The following is a 19,498-nucleotide window of genomic DNA, read 5'->3' as shown; positions in this document are numbered from 1 at the left end:
TTCGGTGTGACCGGAGGCTTTTTTGAATAGTTCAGAGAAGATGGCGATTTGCCTAAAAAATTTTTTTGACTGACAGGTCAGTGGGAAAAAATGGAACTTCTGCGTTGCGCAGCGGTACACCGGGCCTGCGAAAGGCCCGGAATACAGGGGGGTGAGGAAATGTCTCAGTGTTTCTGTTCGTCGGCGCTCGCTGATAGATCCTGCAGATAGCGGCGCGAAAGGGTCAAAAAGCGCGGCGTCGGGCCGACGTCTTCGTACAACGGATCACCCTCTTCATCGGTGGCGATCACCTGCTGGCCCTTGATATAGGGAAAGCTGGCTTCCAGCTCTTCCAGGGCGGCGCCGATCAACTCGCCGAGCAGTTCCTCGGGATGGCGCTTGGGGTACATTTCGGCGATGGCCGCCAGCCGGGCGGCGGCTTCCATGTCCAGGTGGATGGCGTATTCGGTCTTGGTCAAACGACCCTTGGCGGTTTCTTCCCAGTGCTGGGCCAATTCTCGGATTTTCATGGCAACCTCAATAAAGCCCGCGGTAGCAGGCGGTGATGAGTGACCCATCGCCTGCGTGGATAACGCGGCGACTTACTGTTGAGACTAGCTGCAAGCCACAAGGTTTAAAGTCTTGTCAGAAACGGGCGCGGGCGGCACTCTGCAACACTTGCGCGTCCCGGATTTCTGGCTGGAGATTGGCTGATGAGTGATATCGATGCACGCTTGCGTGAGGATGTTCACCTGCTGGGTGAGCTGTTGGGCAACACCATTCGAGAGCAGTACGGCGATGAATTTCTCGACAAGATCGAGCAGATCCGTAAAGGCGCCAAGGCGGACCGGCGCGGCGCTGGCGACGAACTGAGTGCCAGCCTCAATCAGTTGCAAGAGGATGAACTGCTACCGGTCGCCCGGGCGTTCAACCAGTTCCTGAACCTCGCCAACATTGCCGAGCAGTATCAGTTGATCCATCGGCGGGATGAATCGCAACCTGCGCCGTTCGAGTCCCGCGTTTTGCCTGAGCTGTTGGCTCGGCTGCAAGGCGAAGGCCACAGCGACGAATCCCTCGCCCGTCAGTTGGGGCGCCTTGAGATCGAGCTGGTCCTCACCGCCCACCCCACCGAAGTGGCGCGGCGCACCCTGATCCAGAAATACGATGCGATTGCCGCGCAGTTGGCGCTGCAGGATCACCGTGACCTCACCCAGGCCGAGCGCGAACAGATTCGCCAGCGCCTGCAACGCCTGATCGCCGAAGCCTGGCACACCGAAGAAATCCGCCGCACCCGGCCTACCCCCGTGGATGAAGCCAAATGGGGCTTTGCGGTAATCGAGCATTCGCTGTGGCACGCCGTGCCCAATTATTTGCGCAAGGCCGACCAGGCGCTGCACGCCGCCACCGGGCTGCATCTGCCTCTGGAAGCGGCACCGATCCGCTTTGCTTCGTGGATGGGCGGCGACCGTGACGGCAACCCGAACGTGACGGCGCCGGTCACCCGCGAAGTGCTGCTGTTGGCGCGCTGGATGGCGGCTGACCTGTACCTGCGCGACGTCGACCACCTCGCCTCGGAACTGTCGATGCAGCAAGCCAGCCCGGCGTTGCAGGCGCGGGTCGGGGACAGTGTCGAGCCTTATCGCGCCTTGCTCAAGCAACTGCGCGAACGCTTGCGCGCCACGCGCCAGTGGGCGCACACCGCGTTGAGCAGCAATACACCGGCACCGGTCGAGGTACTGCAAGACAACCGTGACCTGCTCGAACCGCTGGAGCTGTGCTACCAGTCGCTGCATGAATGCGGCATGGGGGTGATCGCCGACGGCCCGTTGCTCGATTGTCTGCGTCGCGCGGTGACGTTCGGCCTGTTCCTGGTGCGCCTGGATGTGCGTCAGGACTCCACCCGCCATTGTGCGGCCATGACCGAGATTACCGATTACCTGGGCCTGGGTCGCTACGAGGACTGGGACGAAGACGCGCGCATCCGCTTTCTGATGGACGAGCTGGCAAACCGCCGACCGTTGTTGCCGGGCTATTTCAAACCCTCGGCGGACACCGCCGAAGTGCTCAACACCTGTAAGGAAATCGCCGCAGCGCCGGCGGCCTCCCTGGGCTCCTATGTCATCTCCATGGCGGGTGCAGCGTCGGATGTGCTGGCGGTGCAACTGCTGCTCAAGGAGTCGGGCGTGCAGCGGCCGATGCGTGTGGTGCCGCTGTTCGAAACCCTGGCCGACCTGGATAACGCCGGTCCGGTGATCGAACAGTTGTTGCTGCTGCCGGGCTACCGCGCGCGGTTGCAAGGCCCGCAGGAAGTGATGATCGGCTATTCGGACTCGGCCAAGGATGCCGGCACCACTGCAGCGGCCTGGGCACAGTACCGCGCCCAGGAACGGCTGGTGGATATCTGCCGCGAGCAACAGGTGGAATTGCTGTTGTTCCATGGCCGTGGTGGCACCGTAGGCCGTGGCGGTGGCCCGGCGCATGCGGCGATCCTGTCGCAACCTCCGGGTTCGGTGGCGGGGCGTTTCCGCACCACTGAACAGGGCGAGATGATCCGCTTCAAGTTCGGCCTGCCGGACATCGCCGAGCAGAACCTCAACCTTTACCTTGCCGCTGTATTGGAGGCGACTCTGTTGCCACCGCCGCCACCGGAGCCGGCCTGGCGTCACCTGATGGACGAGTTGGCGGCGGATGGGGTGAGCGCCTATCGTGCCGTGGTGCGCGAGCATCCGCAGTTTGTCGAGTACTTCCGCCAGTCCACCCCGGAGCAGGAACTGGGGCGCCTGCCCCTGGGCAGTCGCCCGGCCAAGCGTCGTGCGGGTGGCATCGAAAGCCTGCGCGCCATTCCGTGGATCTTCGGCTGGACCCAGACCCGCCTGATGCTGCCCGCCTGGCTCGGCTGGGAAGCGGCGTTGAGCAAGGCCCTGGCGCGTGGCGAAGGCGAGTTGCTGGGGCAGATGCGCGAGCAGTGGCCGTTCTTCCGTACACGCATCGATATGCTGGAAATGGTGCTGGCCAAGGCCGATGCGGATATCGCGCTGCTGTATGACGAGCGTCTGGTGCAGCCGGACCTGTTGCCATTGGGTGCGCACTTACGCGACCTATTGTCGCAGGCGTGCGACGTGGTGCTTGGCCTGACCGGCCAGTCGCAGCTGCTGGCCCATAGCCCCGAGACCCTGGAGTTCATCAGCCTGCGCAACACCTACCTCGACCCGTTGCACCTGTTGCAGGCAGAACTGCTGGCGCGTTCCCGTCGCCAGGAAGCCGCGCAGGACAGCCCTCTGGAACAGGCGCTGCTGGTGTCTGTGGCCGGTATCGCCGCCGGTTTGCGCAACACCGGCTAGGGTTTCTTTCGCATTCTCAAGGGCTTGCAGATCAACCCCGTAGGTCGCCCGGAAACGGACGACCTGCGTTTTTGCGAGCGGGTTGCGCCTGGGCATAGCCGACTCGAGAGGCAGGCACGACGCGGGGAACTGCGACTTTCGGCGGCTTGTGTGGTTAGGGCCTGCTGTGTATCTTGATCAGCCTTTGGCCGTTTGTGCGGCCTGGACCCAAAATTTCCGAGATTGGCCCCACGCGGCGAATCCGAGCGTCATCTCTATAAAAAATTGAGGAGCACATCGATGCGCGTCATTCTGCTGGGAGCTCCCGGGGCCGGTAAAGGTACTCAGGCAAAGTTCATCACTGAAAAATTCGGCATTCCACAAATCTCCACCGGCGACATGCTGCGCGCTGCGGTAAAAGCAGGCACCGAGCTGGGCGTCAAAGCCAAGAGCATCATGGATGCCGGTGGCCTGGTCTCCGATGACCTGATCATCGCCCTGGTCCAGGACCGTATCGCGCAGCCGGATTGCGCCAACGGCTTCCTGTTCGACGGCTTCCCGCGCACCATTCCCCAGGCTGAAGCTCTGGTGACCGCCGGCGTCGAGCTGGACGCCGTGGTTGAAATCGCAGTTGAAGACGAAGAAATCGTGCAGCGTATCGCGGGCCGCCGTGTTCACGAAGCCTCCGGCCGCGTGTACCACACCGTCTACAACCCGCCAAAGGTTGAAGGCAAGGACGATGTGACCGGCGAAGACCTGGTGCAGCGCAAGGACGACACCGAAGAAACCGTGCGTCATCGCCTGTCGGTCTACCATTCCCAGACCAAGCCGCTGGTGGACTTCTACCAGAAGCTGTCCGCCGCCCAGGGCAAGCCGAAGTACAGCCACATTCCTGGCGTCGGTTCGGTGGAAGCGATCACCGCCAAAGTGCTGCAAGCACTGAGCTGATCCCTCGACTGGCTTCACGGATAACGGCCCGCTTGCGGGCCGTTGTTGTTTATACTGGCGCACTTTTTTTCGACTTGGACACCTACACCGATGAGCACCCTGCTGGCCCTGGACACCGCGACTGAAGCTTGTTCCGTTGCCTTGCTGCACGATGGCAAGGTTACGAGTCACTACGAGGTGATCCCGCGCCTGCATGCGCAAAAGCTGTTGCCGATGATCAAGCAGCTGTTGCAGGACGCCGGCACCACCCTGGCGGCGGTCGATGCCATCGCATTTGGCCGTGGTCCGGGCGCCTTTACCGGTGTGCGCATCGCCATTGGCGTAGTGCAGGGCCTGGCCTTTGCCCTGGAGCGCCCGGTGTTGCCGATCTCCAATCTGGCCATGCTGGCCCAGCGCGCGCTGCGCGAGCACGGTGCCCACCAGGTCGCCGCGGCCATCGATGCACGCATGGATGAAGTCTATTGGGGTTGCTACCGCGAAGTGGCAGGCGAGATGCGCCTGGTCGGCGAGGAAGCTGTGCAGCCGCCGCAGGCATCGGCGTTGCCTGCCGATGCCAGCGGTGACTGGTTCGGCGCGGGCACCGGCTGGGGTTATGGTGAACGCATCGCGGTGCCGTTGGTGGGCCAGGATGCGGCGATGTTGCCCCACGCTGAAGACTTGTTGACCCTGGCGCGCTTTGCCTTCGCGCGCGGCGAGGCGATTGCAGCCGACCAGGCTGCACCGGTTTACCTGCGCGATAAGGTCGCGCAGACCAAGGCGGAACGCGGGATTATTTGACGCCAAAAATGATGGCAATTTGGTGCAAAAATCACCAATCGTCAGAATTTGCCCCCCGTTTTAAACCTTTTTCGAATTATGTGTTCTAGTTATCACCAGAGCATTTGCGCGCTACGGACAGCGCTATTAAAATGCCATCATTGATACCGAGTTCGCATCCATGCGTATAGACGGCTTTTCCTCACAGTCCTACCCCATCAAACGCAAGCCGCGTAAGGCGAACGTCATGGTGGACGATTCCGTCGAGGATTCGCCGGACTTCATCGAAGTCCAGGCCGATGCGCAGTCGAATGCCCACAGCGCACGCACCAGTGGCCTGCCTGCCCGCCAGCAAGACATGGTCTTCCCGCGCTCCATGAGCAAAAGCGTCGCCACCGCCTTGGCCAGCTACCTGACCACCGCCGGTTTTGTCGAATGGGATATGGAAGTGCTGGGCCTCGACATCCACATCTGATGCGATTGCCTTACTACCTCGGTTGTCCGTCCTGGAGCGAAAACGCCTGGCGTGAATATCTGTATCCCGCCGATGCCCGCTCCAGCGACTACCTCTCGTTATATTCCCAGGTTTTCAACGCCGTCGAAGGCAACACTACCTTCTATGCTCGCCCGTCGGCGGCCACCGTGCAGCGCTGGGCCGAGATCATGCCGGCTGACTTTCGCTTCACCGCCAAGTTTCCCGGCGACATCAGCCATGGCGGCGATTTGCGCGAGCAACTGCCAGCGGCAGAAAGTTTTGTCGGTTTGATGAGTCCGCTGGGCGAGCGGGTTTCGCCGCTGTGGTTGCAACTCTCCGCCGGGTTTGCACCGCAACGCCTGGCTGAGCTGGCAGGATTTATCGACGGTCTTGAACGCCCCATGGCCGTGGAGGTGCGTCACCCGGAGTTCTTCGCCAAGGGCGATGCCGAGCGCATGCTCAACCGACTGCTGCGTGATCGCGGTGTGGAGCGCATCTGCCTGGACCCGCGTGCGTTGTTCAGTTGCACCTCCACGTCAGCCGCCGTCCTGCACGCCCAAGCAAAAAAGCCCAAGGTGCCACCACGGCCAGCGGCCCTGACGCAGTTTCCCCAAGTGCGCTTTATCGGCCACCCGGAGTTGGAAGCCAACGACCCGTTCCTGATCCCGTGGGTGGGAAAAATCGCTGGCTGGATCGAAGAGGGCCGTACGCCCTACGTGTTCCTGCACACCTCGGATAACCGCCTGGCGGCGCAATTGGCGCTGCGTTTTCACGATCAACTCATGGCTCGCCTACCGGGCCTGCCGCCGTTGCCCGTGTTGAATCGAGAGCCCGAAGTACAGCAACTGGGGTTACTCTAAGGCTCCTTTTCCCGCCAGGAGTCTGTCATGGATGCTCAAACCCTTCGCGCCGAAACCTTCAAGGCCCTGCACGAGCGCGACCGTGCGTTCGTGATGCCCAACCCCTGGGACGCCGGTTCCGCCATCATGCTTGCCAGCCTCGGCTTTGAAGCCCTGGCCACCACCAGCGCGGGCCTTGCGTTCAGCCTCGGGCGGCCCGATGCGGAGGGCGCGCTATCCCTGGAGGACACACTGAGCAATGCCGGCGCCATCGCCCGAGCCACCGCGCTGCCGGTGGCCGCTGATCTGGAAAACGGCTTCAGTGACACCCCCGAAGGTTGTGCCCGGACCATCCAGAGCGCCGCTGCCGTGGGCCTCGTTGGCGGTTCCATTGAAGACGCCAGCGGCCATGCGGCTGATCCGATCTATGCCTTCGACTTGTCCGTCGAGCGTGTCGAAGCCGCTGTTGCGGCAGCCCGCAGCTTGCCGTTCCCGTTCATGCTGACGGCCCGTGCGGAAAACCTCCTGCATGGTCGCCTGGATTTGCCTGACACCATTCGCCGCTTGCAAGCCTACGCCGAAGCCGGTGCCGACGTGCTGTATGCGCCGGGGTTGCGCAGTGCCGAAGAAGTGCTGGCAGTGGTCAAGGCCGTCGCGCCGAAACCGGTGAACGTGTTGATGTCCGGCGGCTTGAACCTGAGCGTGGCGCAGTTGAGCGACCTGGGTGTGCGGCGTATCAGCGTCGGTTCGGCGTTGGCGCTGGCGGCTTATGGCGAGTTTTATCGCGCGGCGCAGGAGATCTCTGCGTTGGGCACTTTCACCTTCAACGAGCGCAAGATGCCGTTCAGCCAGGCCAACCAGTTCTTCAGGGTTGAGCGAGGGTGCCTGCGATGATTTCAATGTGGTGCTCAGCCCGGACTGCAACGCCGCGCACCGCAACCATTTCCATTCGGACATGGGGCCTTGGTGGGTGTGTCGCTGAATCTCAAGCGGCCAGACGCAGGTTCTGGGTGACCAGCGGACGCGCCCAGTAGTAGTCGAAGTCCAAGGCTTTCTGTTGCGCCACCAACTCTTCGCTGGAGTAGGGCGTGGCGGCCGGTGGCAGCAGGTCCAGTTCGAACTCGGCGATGGGCAGGTGCAATGGATAAGGTTCCGGCGCCGGGCCGGGTTCCGGCAGGGGTTGGCCTGCGGTGAGCACGATAGGGCGCACCCAGCCGCTTTCGAAATTCTGCTGGCGCTGTTGGGCGGCGATTTCTTCGGGCGGGAACGGCGTGGCCGCCGGTGGCAGCAGCTCGGTTTCGAATTCGGCGATGGGCAGGAACAACGGCTCGGGCGGCACGATTTCGGTGTCTTTCACGTCGCATTCGCGCTGGGTCAGGATCTGCGACAGCAGGTCGGCACCGGCGCTGGGTTCTACCGTCGGGTCCACCGGTGCAGGCGCCTGTACCGCCAGCTCACCGGGGGCTTCGCCCAACTGCTCGGCCAGCGCACGGGCGAAGAAGTCCTGCCACACATGACTCACGCCGGCCAGCGCTTGAGTATTGCGCAGGCCGTAGTGGTTGTGGGTCGGCAATACGCCGATGGTAAGGGGAAGAATGTCTGACATTTTTTTCGGTCGACGCTCAGCTCTGGCAAAATACCTGACTGTTGTTTTTATCGGCCGCTGTTTGCCGATCCTTAATATTTTTGAGCGTAGCGATTGATGAGTGAGCAACCCGCGGCCAGCCGCATCCAGGTCCAGGCATTGGCCGAAGGTTTCCAGGCCCGTGCCGAGCAGTGGGCCGCACAGCTTGGCTTGCCGTTACAGCTGGCGGATGCCGACTTTTCCCTGCAAGTCGGGGAGCACGGCTTGCAACTGCAACAGCTTGGGCCTGACGCGCCGGGACCGGTGCGTGTGGATTTCGTCGAAGGCGGCGCTGCGCACCGAAGGCTGTACGGCGGTGGCAGCGGGCAGATGATCGCCAAGGCTGTCGGCATTGCCCAAGGCGTGCGTCCCCGGGTGCTGGACGCCACGGCGGGGTTGGGCAAGGATGCATTTGTGCTGGCCAGCCTGGGCTGCGAAATGAGCCTGATCGAGCGTCAGCCGTTGATCGGCGCGTTGTTGGAAGACGGGCTGGCACGCGCAGCCGAAGATTTCGAGGTGGCGCCGATCGTGGCGCGCATGACGCTGCTCAAGGGCAACTCCATTGACGTGATGCGCAACTGGGAAGGCGAGCCACCCCAGGTGATCTACCTCGACCCGATGTTCCCGCACCGTGAGAAAACCGCACTGGTGAAGAAGGAAATGCGCCTGTTCCGCCCCTTGGTCGGCGATGACCCGGACGCCCCGGCCCTGTTGGCCGCCGCGCTGGCATTGGCCAGCCACCGGGTGGTGGTCAAGCGCCCGCGCAAGGCGCCGTGCATCGAAGGCCCCAAGCCGAGCCATGCCCTGGACGGCAAGTCCAGCCGGTATGACATCTACCCCAAGAAAGCGCTCAAGCCCTGATTCTTCACTGGTCTTGAGGGCCTTATCGCAGGCAAACCAGCTCCCATATTGGAATGCAATCCCCCGCGGGAGCCGGGCTTGCCCGCGATGGCGTCCGCCCAGGCAATGAAATATTCAGGGCCGATACGCCCGCATAAACAACCCCACCACATCCTGCACATGCGCTTCGGCGGCTTCATCACTCAGTTGCCCGCCGCAGCCATACAGCAAGCAGAAGTTCGCCGTGCCCTTGAGCAGGCAAAAGAAGTGCTCCGCTGCTGTGAACGGTTTTTCGATGCGCAGGGCGCCGCTCTGGTCGATGCGGCCGAGCAGGCGTTCCATGCCTTGCAGCATGCGCATGGGGCCGGCTTCGAAGAAGATCTGTGACAGCTTCACGTCCTGATTGCCGGTGGTCATCATCAGGCGATGCAGGTTCACTGACTCTTCGCTGTTGACCAATCGATGGAATCTGCGCGCGATATTCAGCAGCACCGTCTCCACCGGAACGTCGACGGGCAGCTCGAAATACATCACCGGCAGTTGTTCCTCGCACGTGGCGACCACGGCGGCGGTGAACAAGGTTTCCTTGTCGGTGAAGTGGCTGTAGACGGTCAGTTTCGACACGCCGGCCGCCAGCGCCACAGCGTCCATGCTGGTATTGGCATACCCGTTACTCAAGAACAGGATTTTCGCCGCGTCGAGAATCGCCTGGCGTTTTGCCATGTCCTTGGGGCGCCCGGGGCTATTGGTGTTTACAGGATTGTCTGACATTTTCAGTTAATACTGGACTGGTGAGTTTGGTATTAATAACATACTGGCCAGTATAATTATTCCTAGCTCCATTTGCGAAAGGTCCTTCAGCATGCGCAGCACTTTCCTGCCTCTTGCGTTGCCTCTCAGCCTGGTAGTCCTCCTGTCCGCCTGCGGCCACGAAGAAACGAGCCAGACCAGCGTCCGCCCAGCCATGGTGGTGCAACCGCAGCCGGCGGTGCAGTCGTCCGACAGTTACCCCGGTGAAGTACGCGCCCGCTACGAGCCGGACTTGGCCTTTCGCATCGCTGGCAAGGTGAGCAAACGCCTGGTGGAGGAGGGCGAACGCGTCAAGGCCAACCAGCCGCTGGCTGAACTGGACCCCCAGGATGTGCGCCTGCAATTGGAGGCCACCCGCGCCCAGGTGGCGGCCGCCGAGGCCAACCTGAGCCTGGTGCGCGCGGAGCGGGATCGCTACAAGACCCTGATGGACCGTCAGATGGTCAGCCGTTCCCAGTACGACAATTCCGAAAACCTCTACCGAGCGGGTGAAGCACGCCTCAAGCAGATCAAGGCCGAATTCGACGTAGCCAGCAACCAGACCGGCTACGCGGTGCTGCGCGCGCCCCAGGATGGCGTGGTGGCCAGGCGTGCGGTGGAAGTCGGTCAGGTGGTCGCCGCCGGCCAGACCGTGTTCACCCTGGCCACCGATGGCGAGCGCGAAGTGCTGATCAGCTTGCCGGAGCAAGGCTTTGGTCGCTTCAAGATCGGCCAGCCGGTGTCGGTCGAGCTATGGAGCCAGCCTGACCAACGCTTCGCCGGGCGCATTCGCGAACTCTCGCCGGCAGCGGATCCGAAGTCGCGCACCTTTGCTGCCCGCGTAGCGTTCAGTGGCGCAAAAGTCCCGGCGGAACTGGGCCAGAGCGCGCGCGTCTTCATCCAGGCCGAGGGCGTGGTGCCGCTGTCGGTGCCGTTATCAGCCCTGAGTGCGGAGAATGGCGCGTCCTACGTCTGGCGCGTGCAGCCGGACAGCACCCTCAAGCGCACCCCGGTGCGCATCGGCGCTTTCGGTGAGAAGACCGTTCCCGTGCTGGAAGGCCTCGCGCCCACGGACTGGGTGATCGCAGCGGGTGTGCACGTGTTGCATGAGGGCCAGCAAGTACGCCCCGTGGACCGTGCCAATCGTGTGGTGAATCTGGCGGCCAAGGAGTAGTCCCCGATGGGTTTCAATCTTTCCGAATGGGCGCTGCGCAATCGCCAGATCGTACTGTTCCTGATGATTCTGCTGGCGGTGGTCGGCACCTTGTCCTACACCAAGCTGGGGCAGAGCGAAGACCCGCCGTTCACCTTCAAGGCCATGGTGATCAAGACCAACTGGCCGGGGGCCACGGCCCAGGAGGTGTCGCGCCAGGTCACCGAGCGTATCGAGAAAAAACTCATGGAGACCGGCGACTACGAGCGCATCGTCTCCTTCTCGCGGCCCGGCGAGTCCCAGGTCACCTTCATGGCGCGGGACTCGATGCACTCGGCGCAGATTCCCGAGTTGTGGTACCAGGTGCGCAAGAAAATCAGCGACATCCGCCAGACCTTGCCGCCGGATATCCAGGGGCCGTTTTTCAACGATGAGTTCGGCACTACCTTCGGCAATATCTACGCCTTGACCGGTGATGGTTTTGACTATGCCGTACTCAAGGACTACGCCGACCGCATCCAGATTCAGCTGCAACGCGTAGCGGATGTGGGCAAGGTCGAACTGCTGGGGCTGCAGGACGAGAAGATCTGGATCGAGCTGTCCAACGTCAAGCTTGCCACCCTGGGCTTGCCGCTGGCCGCGGTGCAACAGGCCTTGCAGGAGCAGAACGCGGTGTCTACCGCGGGCTTTTTTGAAACCCCGAGCGAGCGCGTGCAACTGCGCGTGTCGGGCAACTTCAAGAGCGTGGACGAGATCCGCAGCTTCCCGATTCGTGTGGGCGACCGTACCTTCCGCATCGGTGATGTGGCCGATATTCACCGTGGCTTCAACGATCCACCCGCACCGCGCATGCGCTACATGGGGGCCGATGCCATCGGCCTGGCCGTGGCCATGCGCGACGGCGGCGATATCCTGGTGCTGGGCAAGGCCCTGGAAACCGAATTCGCACGGTTGCAGAAGAACCTTCCGGCGGGCATGGAACTGCGCAAGGTGTCGGATCAGCCGGCGGCGGTGAAAACCAGTGTCGGCGAGTTCGTCCGCGTGCTGGCTGAAGCGTTGGCGATCGTATTGTTGGTTAGCTTTTTTTCCCTCGGCGTACGCACCGGCATGGTGGTGGCCCTGGCGATTCCGCTGGTGCTGGCGATGACCTTTGCCACCATGTATTACCTCGGCATCGGCCTGCACAAGATATCCCTGGGCGCACTGGTGTTGGCCCTGGGGTTGCTGGTGGACGACGCGATCATCGCCGTGGAAATGATGGCGATCAAAATGGAGCAGGGTTACGACCGACTCAAGGCCGCGAGTTTCGCCTGGACCAGCACGGCGTTCCCGATGCTCACCGGCACGCTGATCACCGCCGCCGGCTTCCTGCCGATTGCCACCGCGCAGTCGAGTACCGGTGAATACACCCGTTCGATCTTTCAGGTGGTGACCATCGCCTTGCTGGCATCGTGGGTCGCCGCCGTGGTTTTTGTGCCGTATCTGGGGGAAAAACTCCTGCCGGACCTGGCGAAGATTCATGCAGCCAAACACGGCGCCGATGGCCCGGATCCCTACGGCACCCCTTTCTATCAGCGGGTAAGACGTCTGGTGGAGTGGTGCGTGCGCCGGCGTAAAACCGTGATCATGCTGACGCTGTTGTTGTTTGTCGGCTCGGTAGCGCTGTTTCGCTTCGTACCGCAACAGTTCTTTCCGGCGTCGGGCCGCCTGGAATTGATGGTCGACCTGAAGCTCGCCGAAGGCGCCTCCCTGAGCAACACCGCCGATCAGGTCAAGCGCCTGGAGGGCTTGCTCAAGGAGCATGCCGGCATCGATAACTATGTGGCGTATGTCGGCACCGGCTCGCCGCGTTTCTACCTGCCTCTCGACCAGCAGTTGCCGGCCGCGAGCTTTGCCCAGTTTGTGGTGTTGGCGAAGACCATCGAAGAACGCGAAACCCTGCGCACCTGGCTGATCGAAACCCTCAACGAACAATTCCCCGACTTGCGCTCGCGCGTCACGCGTCTGGAAAACGGCCCGCCCGTGGGGTACCCGGTGCAGTTTCGCGTGACCGGTGAGCACATCGAGGAGGTGCGTGCGCTGGCGCGGAAAGTGGCGGCCAAGGTTCGCGAAAATGCCCACGTGGTCAACGTGCACCTGGATTGGGAAGAACCGAGCAAAATCGTCTACCTGAATATCGACCAGGACCGCGCACGCGCCATGGGCGTGAGCACGGCGAGCCTGGCGAAATTCCTGCAAAGCTCCCTGACCGGTTCCAGCGTGAGCCAGTACCGGGAAGACAATGAGCTGATCGAAATCCTCCTGCGCGGCACCGTGCATGAGCGTACCGAGCTGTCATTGCTGCCGAGTCTGGCGGTGCCGACCGATAACGGCCAAAGCGTGGCGCTGTCGCAGATCGCCACCCTGGAGTACGGTTTCGAGGAGGGTGTCATCTGGCACCGCAATCGTCTGCCTACGGTCACTATCCGCGCCGATATCTATGGCAAGGAACAGCCGGCGACGCTGGTCCAGCAGATTCTGCCGACCCTGGAAGGCGTGCGCGCCGAGCTGCCGGACGGTTACTTATTGGACGTCGGCGGTACGGTCGAAGACTCGGCGCGCGGGCAGAACTCGGTGAAAGCCGGCGTGCCGCTGTTTATCGTGGTGGTGCTGACGTTGCTGATGTTGCAGCTGCGCAGTTTTTCGCGCACCGCCATGGTGTTTCTCACGGCACCGCTGGGCTTGATCGGCGTGACCTTGTTCCTGCTGGTATTCCGTCAGCCGTTCGGTTTTGTTGCCATGCTGGGCACCATCGCGCTGTCCGGGATGATCATGCGCAACTCGGTCATCCTGGTGGATCAGATCGAACAGGACATCAAGGCCGGGCTGGCACCGTGGCAGGCGATCATCGAGGCTACCGTGCGTCGTTTCCGGCCGATTGTGCTGACCGCCCTCGCGGCGGTGCTGGCGATGATTCCACTGTCGCGCAGTGTGTTCTTCGGACCGATGGCCGTGGCGATCATGGGTGGGTTGATCGTGGCGACGGCCCTGACCCTATTGTTCCTTCCAGCCCTGTATGCTGCGTGGTTCCGAGTGAGGAAGGACGTCGCGTAATCATGCTGGCCACCGTTTCAGCCCTGATCTTGCTGTTGCTTGCCCCTGGCCCGACCAACACCCTGCTGTTTCGGGCCGGGGTGTTGTTCGGGTACAGGGCGTCCTGGACGCTGGCCCTGGTCGAATGCCTGGCTTACGTGCTGCAGGTTTCGGTGTGGGGTGTGGCGCTGCTCTACCTGGCGGCCTACTCACCGTGGGCGTTGAAGGCCACACAACTGGCTGCGGCCTGCTACCTGCTGCATGTCTCGTTCAAACTGTGGCAGCGCAAGCACAGCGCCATCGAACCGGGGCGCGACCGTTTCTCCGGCGGGTATTTCTTCTGGATGACCGTGATGAACCCCAAAGGGTTGCTGATTGTGTCGTTCATCGCGCCAGCCAACACCTTTGTGGCATTGCCGGAGTATGTCGCGTTCATGACGACGCTGGCGCTGGTGGTCGTGCCGGTGGGGTCCGCCTGGATTGTGCTGGGCAGCCGTTTTGAAGGGCTGCAGAAGGCCTGGCTGACGCCTCTGCGGATCAATCGGGCGGCGTCCATCGCAATCTGCTGCTTCGCCACCCTCATGATGGGCCGACTGGCGGAGTCGGTGTTGCACTGACTGCTTACATGCGGATGCAATCGGGCATCGGCGCACAGGGAACGTCTGAATTTTTTACTCCACTCAGAGGCGCCTGATGGACAGGCACAGGGCTCGGCTCTGCCCCAGGGCAGTTCGAACCTGTTTCAATCATCTTAGGGAGTATCGAATGTTCAAATTTTCAGATGTTGCGGCATTCAAAGGGGCGTTTCTCGGGGCGTTGCTGGGTAACACCTTGTCATCGAACCTGCAACAAATGAGTGTACGGCCGAAACGGGAATACTCAAATCAGCCAACCTTCGGCCATTCCCTGCCTGTAAGACCTGGGCACGGTCACCAGCATCCCTATCCGGTGTGCCAGTATCCGATGCCCGACAGGCCTCTGTTTCCCATGGGGCGCTAAAGCCGTAGCGTAAAACCACTGCGCCAAAGCCCGTGATCAGCGGCTTTGGCGCAGTGGTTGAAGGGGGACGCTCAGTGCCTAGAGAGCGCCAAATACCTTTTTCGCCAGGCTGGTGGCGGCCGCCGCCGGGTTCTTGCGAATGGTTTCTTCCTGCTGCGCGATCATCTTGAACAGGCCGTCGAGGGCTTGTTCGGTCACGTAGCTTTCCACGTTGGCGCTTTTGGCGTCTACCGCACCAAAGGCCGCAGCCTTGCCGGCCAGGGCATTGTATTGCTGGGCGACACCGACCTTGTCGGTCGCTGCCTTGACGATCGGCAGGAACTTGGCGCGGATCTGTTCACGGCTGCTTTTGTTCAGGTACTGGGTGGCGGAGTCCTGGCCACCGGTGAGGATGCCCTTGGCATCGGTCACGCTCATGTTTTTCACCGCATTCACCAGGATCGGCTGAGCCTGGGTCACTGCGGTTTCGGCGGCCTTGTTCATGCTGGTTTCCAGCTGCGTGACCTGGTCACCCATGCCGAACATCTTCAGCTTGTCGGCCACTTTGCCGAGCTTGCCGGGCAGGCCGATCTTCACTTCAGGGTTGTTGCTGAAACCGCCGGGAACCCCCAGCTGTTTCACGGCGATCTGCGCGCCTTGGGTCAGTGCGTCCTTGAGGCCGCCGGAGGCGTCGCCCTGGGACAGGCTGCCAAGGTCCAGGGCCATGGCGTTGGCGCCCAGCAGCAGGCCGGCGCACAGGGCGGTAAAGCGAAGGGAATTGCGGAGCATGGGCGCTTCCTTATGATCGAATTCAGTGGGCTACAGCATCGACGCGCAGGCGCAGAGGCTGTGGGTCCTGGCCGTTGAGCTGCACGGCGTGCCGTTCAGTGGTGATAAACAGTAGCTTGCCATCGAGTTCGATGCGAGCGCTGACCGAATAACTGTGGCCCGGCTTGACCTGTGCCGGGTCGTAGCTCAGGTGAAACGGTAGCGGCACCTGGCCTTTGACCGGGCCTTTCTGCTCGGCCAGGGTCACGGATGGCGCGTCGGCCAGGGACACGTCCAGCAGGCTGACACTCAGGGTGGCGGTGGGTGGCAGGGCGATGCGTTGCAGGTAGAACACTTCACCGTCGAGGCTTGCCTTGGGCGTGGGTGACATGGAATGGCAGGCTCCGAGCAGGGCGGTAAGGCCCAGGAGGATAATCTTTTTCATGGTGCAGCTCCTTTTCAGCGGCGCCGGCATCCCGCCGGCACCCTATTCAATCTAGCGGCTTTCTTCAGGTTTGACGGCCTCGGATTCGCTCGGTGCGGGGTCTGCGCCATCGACCCGGTGCAGGGCCACCTGGCGAATCGACAGGCGAATCTCCGCCGGCAACACACGTTTGGCCGCGCCTTCGGCCAGCTCGCCGAGCAAGTCGTGGTAGCTCAGCTTGCCGGCCTCGTCACGCCGCAGCACATCTTGCTCCAACAGGGTCTGGATGAAATGTCGGAAAAGGCTCTTGTCGAAGAACTCCGGCGCGTTGAGACCATGCAGGATCGACAGGCGCTGGGCCATGATCGTGCACAGGTCTTCCAGCTCTTCGGCGCTGATGCTGTTCTGGCCGCTGTTGAGCAGCAGCGAGATCGCCATGTAGAAACGTTGCAGGGTCTGGGCGATGCTCTTGGACAACAGGGTCAGCAGCACGAAGTGCCGTGAACTCGGCGCCGGGCGCAGGTACACATCCTTCTCGAAGCGCAGCAGGCCCTGTTCGACAAAGGCCTCCAGCCACTGGTCGACCACGCTGTCCAGTTCCTCCAGCGACCAGCGGATAAACAGCTCCGATTGCAGGTAGGGGTACAGCGCGCGGGTGTAGCGCAGGATCTGTTCGCGGCTCATGCGCGAGCTGCTCTGGAAGAAACTCGCCAGTAATGCCGGCAGCGCAAAGATGTGCAGCACGTTGTTGCGGTAGTAGGTCATCAGGACGGCATTCTGCTCGTCCAGGTACAGGATCTTGCCCAGGGCGTCGCTCTGTTCCGACAGCAAGTCCATGTCCTTCACGTGCTTGATCAACGCCAGGCCGTCGCCCTCGGGCAGGGTGGTGTGTGGCGAGTACGGCACACGGCGCAGCAGCGCCAGGTACAGGTCCAGCTGGCGCGCCATGGCCTGTTCGTCCAGGGCCAGGCGGGTGGTGGACAGCAACGCCAGCGCCACCAGGTTCACCGGGTTTACGGCAGCGGCTTCGTTCAAATGGCGCGCCACCTGCTCGCCGAGGCGGTTGGTGGTTTCGTTGAGCCAGGCCGGTTTATAGGTCGGGCCCAGTTCCTGGGTGCGCCAGTCCGGCTGTTCGGTGTCGAGGAACTGCGCAAGCTTGATCGGCTCGCCGAAGTTGACGGCGACCTGGCCAAAGCGTTGCTTGAGCGCACCGACCACTTTGAAAATATCGAAGATCGACTCTTTCTTCTTGCTCGCACCGCGCAGTTCGCCCAGGTAGGTGCGGCCTTCGAGCACGCGCTCATAGCCGATGTACACCGGCACGAACACGATGGGCATGCGTGAGGAGCGCAGGAAACTGCGCAGGGTGATCGCCAGCATGCCGGTTTTTGGCTGGAGCATGCGCCCGGTGCGTGAGCGGCCGCCCTCGACGAAGTACTCCACCGGAAAACCCTTGGTGAACAGCGTGTGCAGGTATTCGTTGAACACCGAGGTGTACAGCGGGTTGCCCTTGAACGTACGGCGCATGAAAAAAGCACCGCCACGGCGCAGCAGGCTGCCGATCACCGGCATGTTCAGGTTGATCCCGGCGGCGATGTGCGGCGGGGTCAGGCCGTTCTTGAACAGCAGGTACGAGAGCAGCAGGTAGTCGATATGGCTACGGTGGCAGGGCACGTAAATGATCTCGTAACCCTGGGCAACCTTTTGCACACCCTCGATGTTATTGACCTTGATCCCGTCGTAGATCTTGTTCCAGAACCAGCTCAGCACCACTTCCAGGAAGCGGATCGCGGTGTAGGTGTAGTCCGAGGCGATCTCGTTGCCGTAGCGCAGGGCCTGGGCCTTGGCTTTTTCAGGGCTGATCTTTTCCCGCTCGGCTTCGTCGGCGATGGCCTGGCGCACCAGTGGCATGTTGACCAGACCTTTGACCAGGTTGCGCCGGTGGGACAGGTCGGGGCCGATCACGGCGGTCTTCAGGTTGCGAAAGTGCACCCGAAGGATCCGTTGGGCCATGCGCACCGTGCGTTCGTGACCTTTATTGTGCTCGATCAATTCACGCAGGTTGATAGGCGCGGAGAATTGCACCCGGGTCTTGCGCCCCAGGATCAGGATGCTCAGCAGCCGGCGCAGGCGCCCGGTGACCGCCCAGCTATCGGCGAACAGCAGTTTCCACGGGCTCGATTCGCTCTCGGGAGACTGGCCCCAGAACACGCTGACCGGAATGATTTGTGCATTCTCTTCGGCATGTTCGCTGAGGGTGTTGACCAGGCGGGTCAAGGTCGGCGGTGCGCCGCGCTTGTCCTGGCGGCCCAGCCAATCCGGGTCCGGAGTGAGGTAGAAGAACGCCGCGGGCTCCAGCAGCGGGCCCACACTGACCGGCAACACCGGTCGTGGCAGGCCCGCCTTGGTGCACTCGGCGTCGACCACGGCCAGCTCGGTGATGGAAGGGGATTGCAGGACGTAAAACACCGGTCGGCTGCGGTCGAGGTTAAGGGTTAGGGACGACTGATTGATCGTCTCCGAGCGAACCCAGAGGTACAACAGTCGGCGCAAGGTGCCAAACACCAGACGGCGGAACGGGGAACGGGTCATAGGCGTGCTGCTTCAAGTGGAAAAAACCGAGCAGATGCTCGGGCGGGTAGTGTGCCGTATTCGCCGAAAATCGGCAAAAAAGCAGCGATGTAAACTTGAGTTGATCGTTTTTGAGCCTGTCTTATACTCGGCAGTTCAATGCGACTGACTCAACAATAAAAAAGCATGTGGGAGCAAAACAGATGGCAACGCGCGAAACCGGCAGTGTGAAGTGGTTCAACGATGCAAAGGGCTATGGGTTTATCCAGCGCGACGATGGCAAGGATGTGTTCGTGCACTACCGCGCCATTCGCGGCGAGGGCCACCGCTCACTGGCCGAGGGCCAGCAGGTGGAATACGCCGTGGTCAGCGGCGAGAAGGGGTTGCAGGCGGAGGATGTGGTGGGGCTTTGAGGCCAGACCGATCTTGACCTGATAACCCGATCAATGTGGGAGCTGGCTTGCCTGCGATAGCATCACTGTGGTCTTACTGGTAGACCGAGGTGTCTGCATCGCAGGCAAGCCAGCTCCCACAGTCGGTTGGGTTCATAAATCAGGGGTCAGGCAGTTTTCCAGGTGATCTGCTCTTCACCGTCTTCGCTGATGCGGATCCAGGTGTCGGCGCTTTCCTCACCTTCTTCCTCGACCCAACTGCCCGGCGCGCAGCGCACTTCGACGTTCAGTGCGGCAAAGGCTGCGCGGGCACAGGCGATGTCGTCGTCCCACGGCGTCTGATCGCTTTCCAGGTACAAACTGTTCCATTTGCCGACGGCTTTTGGCAGCCAGGTCACCGGCACGTTGCCGGCCTTGCACTTGTAGGTCTGGCCTTTTTGCTGCCAGTCGCTGCAAGGGCCGAGCGCTTCGGTCAACCAGGCGGTTATGGCCTTGTGGTCGACGTCGGCGTCCTTCAGGTAAATCTCGATATCGGGTTGGCGCATGGCGATTCCGCTGGGGCTCGACGGC

The 19,498-nt window shown here is 62.0% G+C and carries 18 protein-coding genes and 1 pseudogene; 12 read left to right on the top strand and 7 right to left on the bottom strand.

What is annotated here, in order from left to right:
- Nucleotides 1-164: 164 nt before the first annotated feature.
- A complete protein-coding gene (locus ACW9IN_RS05845) occupies nt 165-509 on the bottom strand; it encodes a pilin assembly protein (RefSeq protein ID WP_457364981.1) in 345 nt (114 codons plus the stop codon).
- A gap of 183 nt (nt 510-692) precedes the next feature.
- Here ACW9IN_RS05845 and ppc point away from each other — a divergent pair, with 183 nt between their 5' ends.
- From ppc to ACW9IN_RS05810, 7 genes and pseudogenes are all read left to right on the top strand, one after another.
- The gene (ppc, locus tag ACW9IN_RS05840) at nt 693-3,320 is read left to right on the top strand and encodes a phosphoenolpyruvate carboxylase (RefSeq protein ID WP_457364980.1); all 2,628 of its coding nucleotides are present in this window, start codon (nt 693-695) and stop codon (nt 3,318-3,320) included.
- Nucleotides 3,321-3,599: 279 nt separating this feature from the next.
- Nucleotides 3,600-4,247 carry an adenylate kinase gene (adk, locus tag ACW9IN_RS05835; protein WP_457364979.1) on the top strand — a complete coding sequence of 216 codons (648 nt, stop codon included), beginning with the start codon at nt 3,600-3,602 and terminating at the stop codon, nt 4,245-4,247.
- A 90-nt stretch (nt 4,248-4,337) separates the two neighbouring features.
- Complete coding sequence (tsaB, locus tag ACW9IN_RS05830; RefSeq protein ID WP_457364978.1) at nt 4,338-5,024, top strand: tRNA (adenosine(37)-N6)-threonylcarbamoyltransferase complex dimerization subunit type 1 TsaB; 687 nt, start codon at nt 4,338-4,340, stop codon at nt 5,022-5,024.
- A gap of 160 nt (nt 5,025-5,184) precedes the next feature.
- Nucleotides 5,185-5,478, top strand: a complete 294-nt coding sequence (locus ACW9IN_RS05825; protein ID WP_457364977.1) for a hypothetical protein — start codon at nt 5,185-5,187, stop codon at nt 5,476-5,478.
- Nucleotides 5,478-6,338: a DUF72 domain-containing protein gene (locus ACW9IN_RS05820; protein WP_457364976.1), complete on the top strand. Its 861-nt coding sequence runs from the start codon at nt 5,478-5,480 to the stop codon at nt 6,336-6,338. The genes ACW9IN_RS05825 and ACW9IN_RS05820 overlap by 1 nt, the downstream gene beginning before the upstream one ends.
- 27 nt (nt 6,339-6,365) lie before the next feature.
- Nucleotides 6,366-7,211 (top strand): isocitrate lyase/PEP mutase family protein, encoded by an 846-nt coding sequence (locus ACW9IN_RS05815; RefSeq protein ID WP_457364975.1) that lies wholly within the window; start codon nt 6,366-6,368, stop codon nt 7,209-7,211.
- Nucleotides 7,195-7,299 (top strand): annotated as a pseudogene (locus tag ACW9IN_RS05810) (extensin family protein); the annotation flags it as partial. The gene ACW9IN_RS05815 and the pseudogene ACW9IN_RS05810, both read left to right, overlap by 17 nt.
- A gap of 3 nt (nt 7,300-7,302) precedes the next feature.
- Here the strand turns inward: ACW9IN_RS05810 and ACW9IN_RS05805 are convergent.
- The gene (locus tag ACW9IN_RS05805; RefSeq protein WP_457364974.1) at nt 7,303-7,923 is read right to left on the bottom strand and encodes an energy transducer TonB; all 621 of its coding nucleotides are present in this window, start codon (nt 7,921-7,923) and stop codon (nt 7,303-7,305) included.
- A 96-nt stretch (nt 7,924-8,019) separates the two neighbouring features.
- On the opposite strand from ACW9IN_RS05805, the gene ACW9IN_RS05800 reads away from it, so the two are divergent.
- Entirely contained in the window at nt 8,020-8,802 is a 783-nt protein-coding gene (locus tag ACW9IN_RS05800) for a class I SAM-dependent methyltransferase (RefSeq protein ID WP_457364973.1), read from the top strand.
- A 114-nt stretch (nt 8,803-8,916) separates the two neighbouring features.
- Here the strand turns inward: ACW9IN_RS05800 and ACW9IN_RS05795 are convergent, their stop codons facing one another.
- Nucleotides 8,917-9,552, bottom strand: a complete 636-nt coding sequence (locus ACW9IN_RS05795) for a TetR/AcrR family transcriptional regulator (protein WP_457364972.1) — start codon at nt 9,550-9,552, stop codon at nt 8,917-8,919.
- A 91-nt stretch (nt 9,553-9,643) separates the two neighbouring features.
- Between ACW9IN_RS05795 and ACW9IN_RS05790 the strand changes: the two genes are divergently transcribed.
- Genes ACW9IN_RS05790 through ACW9IN_RS05780 form a run of 3 tightly spaced genes read left to right on the top strand, consistent with a single transcriptional unit; the run spans nt 9,644 to nt 14,412 of the window.
- Nucleotides 9,644-10,744, top strand: a complete 1,101-nt coding sequence (locus ACW9IN_RS05790) for an efflux RND transporter periplasmic adaptor subunit (protein ID WP_457364971.1) — start codon at nt 9,644-9,646, stop codon at nt 10,742-10,744.
- Nucleotides 10,745-10,750: 6 nt separating this feature from the next.
- Nucleotides 10,751-13,816 carry an efflux RND transporter permease subunit gene (locus ACW9IN_RS05785; protein ID WP_457364970.1) on the top strand — a complete coding sequence of 1,022 codons (3,066 nt, stop codon included), beginning with the start codon at nt 10,751-10,753 and terminating at the stop codon, nt 13,814-13,816.
- A 2-nt stretch (nt 13,817-13,818) separates the two neighbouring features.
- The gene (locus ACW9IN_RS05780) at nt 13,819-14,412 is read left to right on the top strand and encodes a LysE family translocator (protein WP_457364969.1); all 594 of its coding nucleotides are present in this window, start codon (nt 13,819-13,821) and stop codon (nt 14,410-14,412) included.
- A gap of 460 nt (nt 14,413-14,872) precedes the next feature.
- On the opposite strand, the gene ACW9IN_RS05775 is transcribed toward ACW9IN_RS05780, so the two are convergent.
- From ACW9IN_RS05775 to plsB, 3 genes are read right to left on the bottom strand one after another with little or no spacing between them, the layout of a single operon-like run.
- A complete protein-coding gene (locus ACW9IN_RS05775; protein WP_457364968.1) occupies nt 14,873-15,562 on the bottom strand; it encodes a DUF4197 domain-containing protein in 690 nt (229 codons plus the stop codon).
- Nucleotides 15,563-15,584: 22 nt separating this feature from the next.
- A complete protein-coding gene (locus ACW9IN_RS05770) occupies nt 15,585-15,986 on the bottom strand; it encodes a YbaY family lipoprotein (RefSeq protein ID WP_457364967.1) in 402 nt (133 codons plus the stop codon).
- A 51-nt stretch (nt 15,987-16,037) separates the two neighbouring features.
- Nucleotides 16,038-18,557, bottom strand: a complete 2,520-nt coding sequence (plsB, locus tag ACW9IN_RS05765; RefSeq protein WP_457364966.1) for a glycerol-3-phosphate 1-O-acyltransferase PlsB — start codon at nt 18,555-18,557, stop codon at nt 16,038-16,040.
- Nucleotides 18,558-18,739: 182 nt separating this feature from the next.
- On the opposite strand from plsB, the gene ACW9IN_RS05760 reads away from it, so the two are divergent.
- Nucleotides 18,740-18,949 carry a cold-shock protein gene (locus ACW9IN_RS05760; RefSeq protein WP_457364965.1) on the top strand — a complete coding sequence of 70 codons (210 nt, stop codon included), beginning with the start codon at nt 18,740-18,742 and terminating at the stop codon, nt 18,947-18,949.
- Between the two features lie 146 nt (nt 18,950-19,095).
- Here the strand turns inward: ACW9IN_RS05760 and ACW9IN_RS05755 are convergent, their stop codons facing one another.
- Nucleotides 19,096-19,473, bottom strand: coding sequence for a hypothetical protein (locus ACW9IN_RS05755; RefSeq protein ID WP_457364964.1), 378 nt, complete (start codon nt 19,471-19,473; stop codon nt 19,096-19,098).
- Nucleotides 19,474-19,498 lie beyond the last annotated feature (25 nt).

The organism is Pseudomonas sp. SDO5271_S396, from assembly GCF_054071795.1.
This window is presented reverse-complemented; position numbering and strand designations above follow the sequence as displayed.